Annotated in this window: 13 protein-coding genes; 7 read left to right on the top strand and 6 right to left on the bottom strand. The window is 74.5% G+C overall.

The window, feature by feature from the left end; genetic code table 11:
* Positions 1 to 635: 635 nt before the first annotated feature.
* Together TK50_RS23545 and TK50_RS23540 are read left to right on the top strand one after the other, a co-directional pair.
* Positions 636 to 1,463: a hypothetical protein gene (locus TK50_RS23545; RefSeq protein ID WP_043967206.1), complete on the top strand. Its 828-nt coding sequence runs from the start codon at positions 636 to 638 to the stop codon at positions 1,461 to 1,463.
* 206 nt (positions 1,464 to 1,669) lie between these two features.
* The gene (locus TK50_RS23540; RefSeq protein ID WP_043969291.1) at positions 1,670 to 3,088 is read left to right on the top strand and encodes an alpha,alpha-trehalose-phosphate synthase (UDP-forming); all 1,419 of its coding nucleotides are present in this window, start codon (positions 1,670 to 1,672) and stop codon (positions 3,086 to 3,088) included.
* Between the two features lie 81 nt (positions 3,089 to 3,169).
* On the opposite strand, the gene TK50_RS23535 is transcribed toward TK50_RS23540, so the two are convergent.
* From TK50_RS23535 to TK50_RS23510, 6 genes are all read right to left on the bottom strand, one after another.
* Positions 3,170 to 3,964, bottom strand: a complete 795-nt coding sequence (locus tag TK50_RS23535) for an alpha/beta hydrolase (RefSeq protein ID WP_043969290.1) — start codon at positions 3,962 to 3,964, stop codon at positions 3,170 to 3,172.
* Between the two features lie 23 nt (positions 3,965 to 3,987).
* On the bottom strand, positions 3,988 to 5,391 hold the full coding sequence (locus TK50_RS23530; protein WP_043967205.1) for a flavin-containing monooxygenase: 1,404 nt from the start codon (positions 5,389 to 5,391) through the stop codon (positions 3,988 to 3,990).
* 135 nt (positions 5,392 to 5,526) lie between these two features.
* The gene (locus TK50_RS23525; protein WP_043967203.1) at positions 5,527 to 6,252 is read right to left on the bottom strand and encodes an endonuclease/exonuclease/phosphatase family protein; all 726 of its coding nucleotides are present in this window, start codon (positions 6,250 to 6,252) and stop codon (positions 5,527 to 5,529) included.
* Positions 6,253 to 6,263: 11 nt separating this feature from the next.
* Positions 6,264 to 7,220: an ROK family glucokinase gene (locus TK50_RS23520; protein ID WP_176734398.1), complete on the bottom strand. Its 957-nt coding sequence runs from the start codon at positions 7,218 to 7,220 to the stop codon at positions 6,264 to 6,266.
* A 69-nt stretch (positions 7,221 to 7,289) separates the two neighbouring features.
* The gene (locus tag TK50_RS35085) at positions 7,290 to 7,985 is read right to left on the bottom strand and encodes a hypothetical protein (protein ID WP_043969289.1); all 696 of its coding nucleotides are present in this window, start codon (positions 7,983 to 7,985) and stop codon (positions 7,290 to 7,292) included.
* A gap of 43 nt (positions 7,986 to 8,028) precedes the next feature.
* Positions 8,029 to 8,484 carry an SRPBCC family protein gene (locus TK50_RS23510; RefSeq protein WP_043967200.1) on the bottom strand — a complete coding sequence of 152 codons (456 nt, stop codon included), beginning with the start codon at positions 8,482 to 8,484 and terminating at the stop codon, positions 8,029 to 8,031.
* Between the two features lie 121 nt (positions 8,485 to 8,605).
* Here TK50_RS23510 and TK50_RS23505 point away from each other — a divergent pair, with 121 nt between their 5' ends.
* From TK50_RS23505 to TK50_RS23485, 5 genes are all read left to right on the top strand, one after another.
* Positions 8,606 to 10,414: an AMP-dependent synthetase/ligase gene (locus TK50_RS23505; RefSeq protein ID WP_043969288.1), complete on the top strand. Its 1,809-nt coding sequence runs from the start codon at positions 8,606 to 8,608 to the stop codon at positions 10,412 to 10,414.
* Positions 10,415 to 10,488: 74 nt separating this feature from the next.
* Positions 10,489 to 12,126 (top strand): sensor histidine kinase, encoded by a 1,638-nt coding sequence (locus TK50_RS23500; protein WP_043969287.1) that lies wholly within the window; start codon positions 10,489 to 10,491, stop codon positions 12,124 to 12,126.
* Positions 12,127 to 12,133: 7 nt separating this feature from the next.
* Positions 12,134 to 12,802 carry a response regulator transcription factor gene (locus TK50_RS23495; RefSeq protein ID WP_007072219.1) on the top strand — a complete coding sequence of 223 codons (669 nt, stop codon included), beginning with the start codon at positions 12,134 to 12,136 and terminating at the stop codon, positions 12,800 to 12,802.
* 195 nt (positions 12,803 to 12,997) lie between these two features.
* Positions 12,998 to 13,810: an SAM-dependent methyltransferase gene (locus TK50_RS23490; RefSeq protein WP_043967194.1), complete on the top strand. Its 813-nt coding sequence runs from the start codon at positions 12,998 to 13,000 to the stop codon at positions 13,808 to 13,810.
* Positions 13,785 to 15,608: a putative bifunctional diguanylate cyclase/phosphodiesterase gene (locus tag TK50_RS23485; protein WP_374199662.1), complete on the top strand. Its 1,824-nt coding sequence runs from the start codon at positions 13,785 to 13,787 to the stop codon at positions 15,606 to 15,608. The genes TK50_RS23490 and TK50_RS23485 overlap by 26 nt, the downstream gene beginning before the upstream one ends.
* The last annotated feature ends 8 nt before the right edge of the window (positions 15,609 to 15,616 follow it).

Below are 15,616 nucleotides of genomic sequence, written 5' to 3'. Positions count from 1 at the left end.
CCCGACCACTGAGGACGAGACAGGCCGCCCGGCGGGGCAACCGCCCTCCGCCACGTAGGCGAGAACGCGAGGGGGCGAGAGCCGCACCTGCGATGCGGCGCCTACGCAGCTGAGTCACATACGACATCACCGACCACCCGAAGCCCCCTCCCCGCCCCTCCCGCCCCGCCCGCGCCTCCGCGCCCCCTGCCTGCCGACCCCCGCCCGTGCTGCCCCCCGGGCCGGTGATCAAGAGAATTGTGTCATCGCAGAGATCAACTCTGACGCTTTTCTCTTGATCACCGGCCCGGGGGACGGGCGGGACGGTGGGACGGTGGGACGGTGGGCTGGGCGGGACGGTGGGGGTGGGGTGGGGCGCGGGGGTGATGTCGTATTCGACTCAGCTGCGTAGGTGTCGGCAGGGGCGGGTCGGCCGGGCGGTGCTGGTGGTGGGCCGGGGCGCGGGGCTTCTGTTGGCAAGCGATTAGCGAAAACCGACATTGAGGCCCCGCCCCGACCTGCGGCAGGGGCCTTACTTCGTACGGCGCGCCACAACGCACTCCCGGAAGGGGGCCCTGACGTGTCACGATTCAGGGCACGGCGTGCGGGGCGTCGGGTGCTTACCGCACCGGGAGGTGCGCGAGGGAGGGTGTCCGGTGTCAGCGGGTAGGGCCCGCCGGGGACGGCGGGACAACGGGCTCGACGCGAGCGAGTACGCGGTCGCCGGCGACGTGGATCCGCGCGTGGGCGAGCACCTGCTCGACGTGCTGGCCGCGGGCGGCATCGCCGCGTACCTGCAGCCGTCGGCCGACCTGAACCCGGTCACCCGCACCACCACCGTCCCGGCCCGCCCCGTGGACCGGCTCTACGTCGACCGCTCCCACCTGACGACCGCGCGCGACTACCTGACCCAGCTCGCCGAGGAGGCCCCGGCCGCGCCGGCCCGCGACGAGCCCGACGTCGACGCCGAGTGGGCCCGTATCGTGGCCGGCTTCCACACCGCGCCGGCCGCCGGGGCGCACCCCTGGCCCGCCGCCGAGGACATCGACGACGAGCCCGACGAGCAGCCGGCCGGCACGACCGGCCGGGTCGGCGCGGACGAGGGCGGCACCGCCACCGACGTACGCCGGCTGCCGTGGGCCGCCGACGTCTCGGGCGTCTCCGTCGGCGGGGGACGGCAGGACGAGCCGTCCCTGTTGGACGGGCTGGACACCTTCGGCGCCGGCCTGCCCGACGACGCCGACGAGCGCTACACCCCGCCGCCGCCACCGCCGCTGCCCCGCGTCTCCAAGTACGCGGTGGCCGGCGTGCTGGCCATCGTCGCCGGGTTCGTGCTCTTCCTGGAGCCGACGCTGCTGCCGGTGGACCCGTCCGTGGTGACCCTGCTCGGCTTCACCGGCATCCTGGCCGGCTTCGTGACGCTGATCTGGCGGCTGCGCCCCGGCGACTCCGACGACGACCCCGACGACGGCGCCCGCGTCTGACCGGGCCCCATACGCCGGGTAGCGACCCGTCCCCACAGGCGGACGGCGGATGCCCGAATTGCGGGACGCGCACCGCCCCCGGCGTGGGGCGTAACAGTGGTGTAACTTACTGTCAGTAGGAATACCGCTGTACGTCACTTCCCGCACTGGCTGCCCGGTTGTTCCTTGCTAGCGGTGGTCGGTCTCTGCTGATCGGAATGCCCGAGATGCGACAGAGTTCCCTCGTGGTGGTGGCCAACCGCCTGCCCATCGACGACAGTGTGGCGCCCGACGGCGCCTGCGAATGGCGACGCAGCCCCGGCGGGCTGGTGAGCGCCCTGCATCCCCTGCTGCGGCACACGCCGGCCACCTGGGTCGGCTGGGCCGGCGGCACCGGGCCGGCGCCGAGCCTGCCCGACATCGGCAGCGTGCGGATGCGCACCGTGCCGCTAAGCGGCGAGGACTTCCGCGACCACTACGAGGGCTTCGCCAACTCGACCCTGTGGCCGCTCTACCACGACGCGGTGGAGCAGCCGGAATACCACCGCCGCTGGTGGGAGGCGTACCAGCGGGTCAACCAGCGGTTCGCCGAGGCGACCGCCGAGGCGGCCGAGCAGGGCGCGGTGGTCTGGGTGCAGGACTACCACCTGCAACTGGTGCCCGGCCTGCTGCGCGAGCTGCGCCCCGACCTGCGGATCGGTTTCTTCCTGCACGTGCCGTTCCCGCCGCCGGAGCTGTTCATGCAGCTCCCCCGCCGGGCCGAGCTGCTGCGCGGCATGCTCGGCGCCGACCTGATCGGCTTCCAGCGTGCCCAGGCCGCGCACAACTTCGCCCAGCTGGTGGCCAAGGTGCTGGAGCTGCCGGCGACCGACCGGCGCATCGGCGTCGGCGACCGGGTGGTCCGCATCGGGGCGTTCCCGGTCTCGATCGACACCGCCGAGATGGCCGCGCTGGCCGCCCGCCCCGACGTGGTGGCGCGGGCCCAGCGGCTGCGCCACGACCTCGGCGACCCCGACCACGTCATCCTCAGCGTCGACCGGATGGACTACACCAAGGGCATCGAGCAGCGGCTCAAGGCCTACAGCGAGCTGTTGGCCAGCGGGCACGTCAAGGTGCGCGACACGGTGCTGGTGCAGGTGGCGGTGCCCAGCCGGGAGCGGGTCACGCAATACCAGATCCTCCGCGACCGGGTCGAGCGCGAGGTGGGGCGGATCAACGGCGAGTTCGGCCGGGTGGGCGAGCCGGCCATCCACTACCTCACCCAGCCGTTCGACCGGGCGGAGCTGGCGGCGCTCTACCGGGTCGCCGACGTGATGGCGGTGACCCCGCTGCGCGACGGCATGAACCTCGTCGCGAAGGAATACGTGGCGGCCCGGGTCGACGACACGGGGTCGCTGCTGCTCAGCGAGTTCGCCGGGTCGGCGGCCGAGCTGCCGCAGGCGCACCTGGTCAACCCGCACGACCTGGAGGGGCTCAAGCAGGGGCTGCTCTCGGCGCTCGAGGCCGACCCGGCCGACGTCACGCCGCGGATGCGGGCGATGCGCGAGCACCTGCACCGCAACGACATCCGGGCGTGGGCCCGCTCCTACCTCAGCGCCCTCGACGACGGCGGGTCGCTGCTGACCCACCTCGCCCCCACCGGCTGACCGGGCGCTCCGCACCACCGGCCGCTGCCGGCGCACCCCGCACCGCGGGCCGCGCCGGCAGCGGGTCAGGCAGGCAGCGGGTCAGGCCGGCGGGTGTTCCTTCTCCAGCCAGTCCAGGATCGCGTCGATCGGCTCCCGCCAGCGGACGTCGAGCATCAGGTCGTGCCCCATGCCGGGGAAGAGCAGCGGCGCGCCGCCGTGCCGGCGGGCGGCCCGGGTCAGCGCGGCCGGCGGGACCACCCGGTCGTCGGGGCTGCCCACGACCAGCACGGGCGGGTCGCCCACGGCCGGCTCCGGGTCGCGGTGGGTCAGCAGCTGCCACTGGGCACGCCGGCCGGCGTGGCCGATCCGGGCGGCGTACCGGCGGGCCTCGGCGTCGGGCAGCTCGCGGCTGAACAGCTGCCGGCGGCTCAGCCGCAGCCCCGCGCCGACGAACGCGGGCAGGGTGCCGCCGGGGTTGCGGCGCAGCGCCGTGCCGAGCGTCGCCCAGTCGCCGAGCACCGGGGCCGCCAGCACCGCCGCCCGCGCCGGATAGCGGGCCAGGGCGTGCCGCACCACCAGGGCCCCGGCGCCGTGCCCCACCAGCACCGCCTGGCGCGGCAGGCCCGCCGCCACCTGCGTCACGTCATGGGTGTACGCCCGCAGCGTCGCCTCCGGCGCCGGCTCGCTGCCGCCGTGGCCGCGCAGGCTCAGCGCGTACGCCGGGAAGCCGCGACCGGCGGCGTGGCCGAGCCAGTGTTCGGCGAACGCCCACGCGCCGTGGCCGAAGCCGGGCACGAACAGCAGCGGCGGGCGGCCCTGCTCGACCTCGGGGAGCGCGCTGAGCACCTCGCGCCGGGCCGGACGGACGGGCCGGGCCCACTCCCGGCCGCGCATGATCCGCACCCGCTGCTGCCGGCTCACTTGTCCTCCAGCTCGTGCATGGCGCGCTGGACGGCGCGCAGGTAGTCGGCGTGGCCCACCTCGAACCAGTGCCGGCTGCTGTCCTTGACCTTCCCCGAATAGCGCTCGCCGGCCCCGGCGGTGACCCGCTGCGCGAACGCGGCGGCCCGCTCCGGTCGGCGCACGCGCAGCGCGAGCAGCCGGGCGAACAGGACGGTCTGCCAGTGCGACAGGGTGAAGATCCCCGAGTCGGGCTGGACCAGACCGGTGACGGCGAGCGTCGGGTGGCCGGGGACGAACGCGTTGAGCCACAGCCGGGGCCGGCCCGCCTCGTCCGCGCCGAGCACCCGGGGGTCGAGGAACTCGAAGCGCGGCAGGTAGCCGGTGGCGAAGACGACCAGCTCCGGGTCGATCTCGCGGCCGTCGGTCAGCTCGACGGCCTTGGCGTGGAACCGGGCCACGTCCGGCACGGGGGTGATCTGGCCGTGGCCGACGTGGTAGACGAGCTGACTGTTGGCGATGGGGTGGGTCTCGTAGACCCGGTGGTCGGGCTTGGGCAGGCCGAACCGGGTCAGGTCGCCGACGGTGAGCCGCAGCGTCCAGTGGTAGAGCCACTGCCGCACGCGCAGCGGCACCCGCAGGGCGAGCAGGCTGTCGTTGACCTGGTCGGCGGGGCGGCCGAGGACGTACTTGGGGGCGTACCAGTAGCCGCGGCGGGTGGAGTGCCAGCAGTGGGACGCCTGCTGGGCCGCCTCGACGGCGATGTCGCAGCCGGTGTTGCCGGCCCCGACGACCAGCACCCGCTTGCCGCGCAGTTGCGCCGGGTCCTTGTACGACGAGGCGTGCATGATCTCGCCCCGGAACTCCTCCAGCCCCTCGTAGCGGGGCAGCTTCGGCGACCAGTTGTGGCCGTTGGCGACGACCACGGCGGCGTACCGGGAGGTGCGCTCGGGGCCGTACCCGCCGGTGCTGCGGGTGGTGACGTCCCAGCGGTCGCCGTCGACCGGCTCGACCCGGATCACCTCGGTGCCGAACCAGATGTGCTGGCGCAGGTCGAAGTGGTCGGCGTAGCGCTCGAAGTAGGTCAGCACCTGGCTGTGGTGCGGGTAGTCCGGCCAGTCGTCCGGCATCGGGAAGTCGGGGAACTGGGTGAACGGCCGCGACGAGATCAGGTGGGTGCTGGCGTAGACGGGGCTGCGGTCGTGGCGCCAGTTCCACGCGCCGCCGACGCCGGTCTCCCGCTCGTAGCAGTCGACGCCGAAGCCGTGCTCGCGCAGGTTCTTCACGGCCGTGAGGCCGCTGGCCCCGGCCCCGATGACGCAGACCGTGTCGCCTCGGTCGGAGACCGGTCGGGCGTCCCGGGGCGGGGCGAGCGTCGTCGCGTCCGGCTCGGGACGGCCGGGGTCGGTGGAGGGGGACACCGGATTCTCCTTATGTGCGGCACGAGTGCCGGAAATCATTCTCCTCATGCGCGGCATGAGCCGGGTCGCTGCGAAATCCTTCCGGTAACCCGACCGGTTTGTCCAGTCCCTGTGGACGGTGGGTCGCGCGGCCCGTCAGCCGGCGGCGGGCAGCAGCAGGTCGACCACGACCGGGAAGTGGTCGCTGGCCAGGCGGGCCTGCGGGGTGTCCACCACGTCGTAGTCGACCACGGTGATCCGGGGGTCGACGAAGACGGCGTCGATGCGGCGGCGCGGGTCGGCGCACGAGTAGGTGAGCCGGTCGGCGCGGTCGGCCGCGACCGCCGCGTCGGTCAGCCCCGCGCCGACGGTCGCCCACGCCGGGCCGTCCGGGCCCTCGTTGAGGTCGGCGCCGGCCACCACGGGCAGGTCGGCGGCGGCCAGCTCCCCCTTGAACGCCGCCGCCTGCGCGGGGCGCTCGGCCGGGTCGGTGGACAGGTGCGAGCCGGCCAGCAGGAACCGGGCCCCGCCGACGCGGCAGTCGGCGTACGCGGCGCCGCGCATGTGCCGGCCCGGGGTCAGCGGGTAGCGCTGGCAACGGGTGTCGGCCACCCGCACCCGCAGGCTGGTCAGCAGCAGGTTGCCCAGCGACGGCAGGCCGCCGACGGCGACGACCAGCCCGAACGACTCGGCCAGCGACGCGCACTTCTGCCGCCACCGGAACCGCCGGGGCGCCTCCTGCACGATCACCACGTCGGGGGCGACCGCGCGGACCACCGCCGCCAGCGCGGCCTGGTCGTCGCGCTGGCTGTGCACGTTGTACGACACGACGCGCAGCGGCACGCCGCCCGGGGCCTCGGCCCCCCGGCCAGTCTCGGTCATCCCGGCCCGCCCTACAGCCGGCGGGCCAGGTCGGCGGCGCCGATGACGCCGGCGGTGTTGCCCAGCTCGGCGGGGAGCACCTCGGCGACGGGGAGCCGGCTGCGCTGGGCCAGCGCGTCGGTGAAGGAACGCCGGGTCGGGCCGAGCAGCAGGTCGCCCGCGTCGACGACGCCGCCGCCGACGACGAGGACCTGCGGGTCGAGGATCTGCGCCATGTCGGCGAGGCTGGTGCCGAGCCAGCGCCCGACCTGCGCGAACGCCTCGGCGGAGACGGGGTCGCCGCCCTGGGCGGCGGCGGTCACCATCGGGCCGGTGACCGCCTCGGCCTCGCCGCCGGCCAGCTCCAGCAGGGCGACGGCCCGGTGCGGCTCCTGCCGGGCGGCAGCGCGGGCGAAGCGCACCAGGGCGCTGCCGCTGGCGTACTGCTCGATGCAGCCGAGCCGGCCGCAGCCGCACTGGTGGCCGTCGGGGACGGTGAGCATGTGGCCCAGTTCGGCGGCGATGCCGTGGGCGCCGCGCACCAGCTCGCCGCCGAGCACGATGCCGCCGCCGACGCCGGTGCCGATGGTGAACATGACCATGGAGTCGTCGGCGTGGCGGGCCGCGCCGTAGCGGAACTCGGCCCAGGCGGCGACGTTCCCGTCGTTCTCGACGATCACGGGCAGACCGGTGGCCCGGCTGACGTAGTCGCGCAGGGGCTCGTCGCGCCAGGCGAGGTTGGGCGCGAAGAGGACGGTGGAGCGGGTGGCGTCGATCCAGCCGGCCGCGCCGATGCCGACGGCGTCGATCTGCCGGCCGGCGGCGAGTTCGGTGACCACCTCGATGATGACGTCCCGGGTCTTGCCCACGTTGTCGGCGGGGGTGTCCCGTCGGGCCTGCACGAGTACGTTGCCGGTGTCATCGACGACACCGCCGGCCACCTTCGTGCCACCGACGTCGACTCCGATGGTCAGCGTCACCGCTGCCACTCCCCTCTGCTGTGCTGCCCGGCACCGGCACGGCGTACGGCCGTGCCGGTGGGACGGGATGTCCGGTGGTCAGGCCCCGTCGCCTGGTGCGTCCCCTCCCGCGCCACCGGGGGCCCGCGACGCGGGCACCACGGGTCGGCCGGCCGGCGGCCGGGGAGCCCCCGGCGCGTCCGGCCCGGCGTCGTCGGCGGGCGGCACGGCGGCGGCCGGAACGCCCGGACCCTCCCCCCGGGTCGCGGCGGACCACACGTCCTCATCCGGCGCCGGGTGAGAATCATGCCCGGTACGGGTGGCCTCGCGCCACACGTGATCGCCCGATGCCTGGTCAGCCGCCGGTCGGGGCGGGGGCGCGGCGGGGTCACCGGGCGGTGGGCCACCGGCGGAGGGCTCGTCGGCCGACGCGAACGCGCGCAGCAGGCTGGCCACCCCGGCGGCCAGATCGCCGGCTCCCGTGGCGAGCCGCTCGGCGAATTCCGGACTCGGGTCCCGCAACGCGGCGATACCGCGGCAGACCGGACAGATACAGCATTCGGCGGCACCGGTGGCGAAACCACCGTGGCCGCCGCCGGTGGCCGGTCGGGTCGCCGCGCCGCCGGTGCTGTGACCGAGGACACTGGACACGATCCCACCGAGCGGACCCCACGGCCCCGCCCCGGAGCCGCCGCCCGACCCGGCGCCCGCGGCGGCCAGCCGGGCCGCCGCGAGGACCGTGGCGACCAGCCGCTCCGCCTCTTCCCGGGCCGAGCCCGGATCCGTACCCCCCATGGTCGGCTCCTCTACCGTGCCGGGCGTGCCGCAGCCGGTCGCGTCACCGCGCCGCACCGGTGTCTTCTACCCGGCGCTTGAGCTGCTTCAACGCCGCATCCATGATCATTTTCTCGGCCTTGCGGCGAAACATGCCGAGCATGCCCACGGAGAGCTCCACCTCCAGGGTGTAGGTCACCGTGGTCGTGCCGTCGGGGTTGCCGACGAGGTCGTACGACCCGCGCTGGGAGCGCTGCATCTTCGAGGGCGCCACCAGGTGCCACTCGATGCGGGAGATGTCCTCGGCGTACTCGTAGGCCAGCACGTACTCGTCGGCCAGCACCCCGGCGTCGAGGGTGAAGCGGACCTGGCTGGCGTAGCCGTCCTCGTACTCCTCGACCACCTCGGTCCGGCGCACCGCGTCGGTCCATTCCGGGTAACGCGCGAAGTCGCAGATGACCGCCGCCACCCGCTCCGGTGACGCGCCGATGACGATCGACTGGGTGGAGGAGTCCGCCATGGGGGGAGGCTACCCGGCAACCTGCCTGGCGCACCCACCTGGGCGGGCGGGTAGGTTTCGACAGAGCCGACCCGTCCGGGGCCCCGGCCCGCCCGGCCAGTGCGAGCACGAGGGAGTGCAGGTGCGCGAGTTCTCCGTTCCGCCGATCGTCACCGTCGGCGACTCGGCCAACCTCACCGACCCGGTCTGGGACAATGCCGAGACCGCCCCGGAGGCCGTCCAGTTCGCCCGCCCCGCCGCCGCGCCGGCCTCCGGCTGGGTCGAGGTGACCTGCCGGCAGTTCCGCGACGAGGTGGTCGCCGTGGCCCGGGGGCTGGTCGCCGCCGGCGTCTCCCCCGGCGACCGGGTCGGCCTGATGAGCCGCACGCGCTACGAGTGGACCCTGTTCGACTACGCCATCTGGGCGGCCGGCGCGGTCACCGTGCCGATCTACGAGACGTCCAGCGCCGAGCAGGCCGCCTGGATCCTGGCCGACTCCGGCGCCGTCGCCGCCGTGGTCGAGACGACCGCCCACGCCACCCTCGTCGAGGGCGTCCGCGACCGGCTCCCCGAGCTGGCCCACCTCTGGCAGATCGAGCTGGGCGCGGTCGACGAGCTGGTCGCCGCCGGGGCCTCGGTCGACCCGGTCGAGATCGACCGGCGGCGCACGGGGGTCAAGGCCGACGACGTCGCCACCATCATCTACACCAGCGGCACCACCGGCCGGCCCAAGGGCTGCGTGCTGACCCACCGCAACATGTACGCCGACATCGCCAACGCCGTGCCGGTGCTGCCGAACCTCTTCCTGCGCCCGGGCGCGTCGACCCTGCTGTTCCTCCCCCTCGCGCACGCCTTCGCCCGGCTCATCCAGATCGGCGTGGTGCAGGCCCGGGCCACCATGGCGCACTGCGCCGACACGAGGAACCTGGTCGCCGAGCTCCAGGCGTTCCGGCCGACCTTCGTGCTGTCGGTGCCCCGGGTCTTCGAGAAGGTCTACAACGGTGCCCGGCAGAAGGCCGAGGCCGACGGCAAGGGCCGGATCTTCGACCGGGCCGAGCAGGTCGCCGTGGCGTACAGCGAGGCGCTGGAGTCGCCGGGCGGGCCGGGCGTGGCGCTGCGCGTGCAGCACGCGGTCTTCGACAAGCTGGTCTACCGCAAGCTGCGGGCCGCCCTCGGCGGCCGGTGCCGCGACGCGATCTCCGGCGGCGCGCCGCTCGGGGCCCGCCTCGGGCACTTCTTCCGGGGCATCGGGGTGACCATCTGCGAGGGGTACGGGCTGACCGAGACCTCCCCCGCCGCCGCCGCGAACCTGCCCGACGCCACGAAGATCGGCACCGTCGGCCGGCCGCTGCCCGGCGTGACCATCCGGATCGCCGACGACGGCGAGATCCTGATCTCCGGCGATCTGATCTTCCAGGGCTACTGGCGTAACGAGGAGGCCACCGCCGAGGCGCTCAGCGCGGACGGCTGGTTCCGCACCGGCGACCTCGGCCAGCTCGACGCCGACGGCTTCCTCAGCATCACCGGCCGCAAGAAGGAGATCATCGTGACCGCCGGCGGCAAGAACGTCGCCCCGGCGGTGCTGGAGGACCAGGTCCGGGCGCACCCGCTGATCAGCCAGTGCGTCGTCGTCGGCGACCGGCAGCCGTTCATCGCCGCGCTGGTCACCATCGACGAGGAGGCGCTGCCGAAGTGGCTGGCCGCCCACGGCCGCCCCGAGGACACCGGCGTCGACGAGCTGCGCGACGACGAGGCGCTGCGCGCCGAGGTGCAGGGCGCGGTCGACCAGGCCAACCAGGCCGTCTCCAAGGCCGAGGCGATCAAGGTGTTCCGGATCCTGCCGCGCGACTTCACCGAGGCCACCGGGGAGCTCACCCCGTCGCTGAAGGTCAAGCGGCAGGTCGTGCACACCACGTACGCGGCGGAGATCGCGGAGATCTACCGGCGCTGACTACGATCCGTCACGTGCCCGACTCCTCGACACCCGCCCGGCCGCCGACGCAGCCGCTCGCCACCGCCGCGCGCGTGGTGATGCTCGCGCTGGTCGCCGTCCTCACCCTCTTCGCCACCCACGACGCCGGCCAGCTCTGGTGGATCGCCCTGCTCGGCGTCGCCGGGCTGCCCGCCGTCCTCGCCCCCCAGCACCGGCTGCTCGGCCCGCTCAGCCGCTTCGCCGAGGTGGTGGTGCTGGGGCTGGCCGCGAGCCAGGTCGCCGCGGTCACCACCCTCAACGGCACGATCGGCGGCCTCGGCGCGTCGGCCGTGCTGCCGTACCTCGCCGTCCCGGTGACGGTGACCGCGCTGCGCCGGCGGTTCCGCGAGGGCGCGGCGCTGCTCGCCGTCACCGCCGCCACGCTGCTGATCAGCGCCGCCCTCACCCAGGTCGACGGCGGCCGGCAGCTCGGCCAGCCGGGCTACCTGGCGGTCTGCGCGCAGTGGCTGATCCTCGCCGGCCTGGGCCTCTACACCGCCGGCACCCTGCACCGGGTGATCCGGGTCCGCAGCGAGGGCAAGCCCCAGCCGTACGCGGAGGCGACCCGGCTGCTGACCCAGTTGCGCACGGTGGCCCGGCAGCTGCCGGGGGCGACCCTCGACCCGGGCGGCATCTCCGAGCACCTGCTGGAGGAGCTGCGCACCGTGGCCCGGGCCGAGCGGGCGGCGGTGCTCTCCGCCAGCGGCGGCGGCCGGCTGGTGGTGCTCGCCCAGGTGGGCGTGGACCGGGTCGACTGGGAGACCACGCTCGACGCCGACTCGGCGATCGCCGACGCCTGGGCCAGCCAGCAGCCGCAGACCGCCAGCCGCTCGCAGGCCCGCTCGCACACCGGCGGCGACGTCTCCGCGCTGATCGTGCCGCTGGTCGCCGGGGTCCGCACGGTCGGCATGCTGGTGATGGAGGCGGACGTCGCGCAGGCGTACCCGCCGCCGGTGGTGTCCCGGGTGACCGCGCTGACCCGCCCGGCGGCGCTGCGGCTGGAGGCCGCGCTGCTGTTCGACGAGGTGCGTTCGCTGGCCACCAACGAGGAGCGGCAGCGGCTGGCCCGGGAGATCCACGACGGGGTCGCCCAGGAGCTGGTCATGGTCGGGTACGGCATCGACAACGCCCTGGCGTACGTGGAGGAGGACCCGAAGGAGACGGCCGAGGCGCTGCGCACCCTGCGCGGCGAGGTGACCCGGGTCATCACCGAGCTGCGGCTGAGCCTGTTCGAGCTGCGCAGCGAGGTGGACCGGCACGGCGGCCTGGCCGCCGCCATCGCCGAGTACGCGCGCACCGTCGGGGCGTCCGGCGGGCTGCGGGTGCACCTGTCGCTGGACGAGTCCACCGCGCGGCTGCCCGCCGCGACCGAGGCCGAACTGTTGCGCATCGCGCAGGAGGCGGTCACCAACGCCCGCAAGCACGCCGGGGCGGCGAATCTGTGGGTCACCTGTGAGGTGGACCCCCCGTACGCGCAGATCGAAGTGTCGGATGACGGTCACGGCATCGGTGAGCAGCGCACGGACGGGCACTACGGTCTTGCGATCATGGCCGAGAGGGCGGAACGTATCCGGGGCCGATTGGAGATCAGGCCGCGCCAACCCAGTGGCACGACCGTGGCGGTGGTGCTCGGCTCCTCGCCCCGGCGCGATAGGGTGCGCGGCAAGGCGGCAGCAGCAGAAGGGGAGTAACCCGAGGATGACCACAAGCCCGACACCGGCGACCCGCACCAAGGTCCTCCTTGTCGACGATCACGATCTGATCCGCAAGGGGCTGCGGCACGCCTTCGAGCGTGACCGGCAGTTCGAGGTCGTCGGTGAGGCCGCCACGGCGGCGGAGGGGGTCCGGCAGGCCGGTGCCCTCCAGCCCGACGTGGTGATCATGGACCTGCGGCTGCCCGACGGCAGCGGCCTGGAGGCCACCCGCGCGCTCCGCAAGTCCAGCGCGTCGATGGGCATCGTCGTGCTCACCATGTACGCGGGCGACGACCAGCTCTTCGGTGCGCTGGAGGCCGGTGCGAGCGCGTTCGTGCCGAAGACGGCCCCGGCCGACGAGGTCGTGGCCGCCGCCCGGCACGCCGCCTCCTCGCCGAGCGCGTTCACGGCGGCCGACCTGGCCGAGGCGATGAAGCGGCGGCTCGCGCCGTCCGGCCCGCAGCTCTCCCCGCGCGAGGGTCAGGTGCTGCGGCTGCTCGCCGACGGGATGAGCGTGGCCGGCATCGCCAAGCAGCTCTTCGTCAGCGAGTCGACGGCCAAGACCCACATCTCGAAGCTCTACGAGAAGCTGGGCGCGGCCAACCGGGCGCAGGCGCTGATGACGGCGCTGCGGCTCGGCCTGCTCGAAGCGCCCGACGCCCCGAAGTTCTGACGCCGTCCCGCCCGGCCGGCAGTCACCGGCCGGGGGGCTTGCGCGACGGCCGGCGGGTCCGGTCAACGGGACCCTCCGGCCGGCCGGGCGCGACGACGGCGGCCCTCTCTGGTCACCCGCCCGGCGGGCGGGGCAGAATACCCGGGTGACCCGCGCGGGCGGCGTGGCCCGCGTCGTTGACAAAAGGGGTAGGGCATGCAGCGGCCGGACTGGGCACCCGACACGATCGACATCGAGCGCCCCAGCGTGGCCCGCATGTACGACTACTATCTCGGCGGCTCGCACAACTTCGCCGCCGACCGGGCCGCCGCGCGGGCGATGGTGGCCGCGGTGCCCGACGCCCCGTTGATGGCCCAGGCCAACCGGGCGTTCCTGCGCCGGGCTGTGCAGTTCCTCGCCGAGCAGGGCATCCGCCAGTTCCTCGACATCGGCTCCGGCATCCCGACCGTCGGCAACGTGCACGAGATCGCCCAGCGGATCGCCCCGGAGTCCCGGGTGGTCTACGTCGACGTCGACCCGGTGGCCGTGGCGCACAGCCGGGAGATCCTCAGCGGCAACGACCGGGCGGTCGTCCTGCAGGAGGACCTGCGCCACCCGGAGCGGATCCTGGCCCACCCCGAGGTCAACCGGATGCTCGACTTCTCCCAGCCGGTCGCGGTGATGATCGTGGCGGTGCTGCACTTCGTGCCCGACGAGGACCGGCCCGACGAGATCCTGCGGACCCTGCGCGCGGCGCTCGCCCCGGGCAGCTACCTGGTGATGTCGCAGGCCAGCGACGACGACCGGCACGACACCGGGGAACGCGAGGAGGCCGAGGCGGTCTACCAGCGCACCGACAACCCGCTGGTCATCCGCAGCCGGCGGGAGCTGACCGCCCTCTTCGACGGCTTCCCGCTGGTCGACCCGGGGGTGGTCTGGGTGCCGCAGTGGCGGCCCGAGACCCCGGAGAGCACCGAGGACGCCGAGAAGGCGGTCTTCATGGGTGGCGTCGGGCGGCTCGGTGGGTGAGCATCCGGACGGCCCGTCAGGCCCGTCAGCCCCCGGCGGCCCCTGCCCGGGGGTGCCCGCCTGCTGCCCGAGTGTGTTCGCCCGGGCCTGGGCGAAGGCGGTCTCCGGCACCAGCTACCTGCCGATGACGCAGGCCCAGCTGGAGGCGTTGCTGCACCGGCTCACCGGGCGGCTGGCCGAGGCGCTGGTGTCCGAGCCGTTCGACGTGCGGGTCGGCCACCAGGTCGGCGCCGAGCTGGTGGCGGCGCACATCGCCTCCGCCGAGGGCCTGGGCCGGACCATCGAGGTCATCCAGCTCCGGCTGCTGCGCGACCTGGGGCTGGTCACCGAGGACGTCGAGGACCGGATGGCCCGGCTGCTGGCCACCGTGGCGACGGGCTACGCCCGGGCGCTGCGGGACCGGACGCTCGACGAGCAGGAGTCGATCCGCCGGGCCGCGATGGTGGCCCGTGCGGAGGCCGAGCGGGCCCTGCGGGACAGCGAGGCCCGGTTCCGCCACCAGGCCACCCACGACCCGCTCACCGACCTGCCCAACCGCACGCTGTTCACCGAGCGGCTGGCCGCCGCGATCGACTCCCCCGGCCGGGGCGCGGACCGGGTCGGGGTGTGCTTTCTCGACCTGGACCGCTTCAAGGTGGTCAACGACTCCCTCGGCCACCAGGTCGGCGACATGCTGCTGGTGTCGGTGGCCGACCGGCTGCGCCGCGCGCTCGGCGAGCACCTGGTCGCCCGCCTCGGCGGCGACGAGTTCGTCATCCTGGTCGAACGCACGGCGGGCACCGACGACGTGGTGAAGGTGGCCGAGACGGCGCTCGCGGCGGTCAGCGAACCGGCCCTGGTCGACGGGCACGAGCTGACCGTGTCGGCGAGCATCGGCATCGTCGAGCGTCCCGTGGCCGGCACCACCCCGGTCGACCTGATGCGGGCCGCCGACGCCACGCTGCACTGGGCCAAGGCGGACGGCGGCGCGCGCTGGTCGCTGTTCGACGTCGAGCGCAGCCGCCGCGAGCTGGCCCGGTACGCCCTGTCCGCGGCGATACCGGCGGCCCTCGACCGAGGCGAGTTCCACCTCGACTACCAGCCGCTGACGTCCCTGCGCGACGGCCGGGTGCTCGGCGTCGAGGCGCTGGTCCGCTGGCGGCACCCGGAGCTGGGCAAGCTCTACCCGGGCAGCTTCATCGAGCTGGCCGAGGAGACCGGGCTGATCGTGCCGCTGGGCAGCTGGGTGCTCGCCGAGGCGTGCCGGGAGGCGGCGTCCTGGTCGTCGTTCGGCGCCGCCGCGCCGTTCGTCAGCGTCAACCTGGCGGTCCGCCAGGTGCACCGCCCCGGGCTGGTGCGGGAGGTGCGCGACGTCCTCGAACGCACCGGCCTGCCGCCCGAGCGGCTCCAGCTGGAGGTCACCGAGAGCACCATGATGAGCGCGGTGGAGGAGCCGGTGCGCGCCCTGCGGGTGCTGGCCGACATGGGCGTGCGGATCGCCATCGACGACTTCGGCACCGGCTACTGCAACCTGGCGTACCTGCGGGACCTGCCGGTGGCCGAGCTGAAGGTGGCCGGGGAGTTCGTCGCGGGGCTGCGCGCCCCCGCGGACGACCCGGCGAGCCGCACCGACGAGCGGATCCTCGCCTCCCTGGTCTCGCTGGCGCACGCGCTGGACCTGACCGTGACGGCCGAGGGGGTCGAGACCGAGGGGCAGGCCGACCGGCTGCGGGCCATCGGCTGCGACGCCGCCCAGGGCTGGCACTTCGGCAAGCCGGCGCCCGCCGCGCGCCTGCTGGAGCGCCTGTCCGCCGGCTGAGGCGGCGG

Source organism: Micromonospora haikouensis (assembly GCF_000876225.1).
GTDB classification, from domain to species: domain Bacteria; phylum Actinomycetota; class Actinomycetes; order Mycobacteriales; family Micromonosporaceae; genus Micromonospora; species Micromonospora haikouensis.
This window is presented reverse-complemented; position numbering and strand designations above follow the sequence as displayed.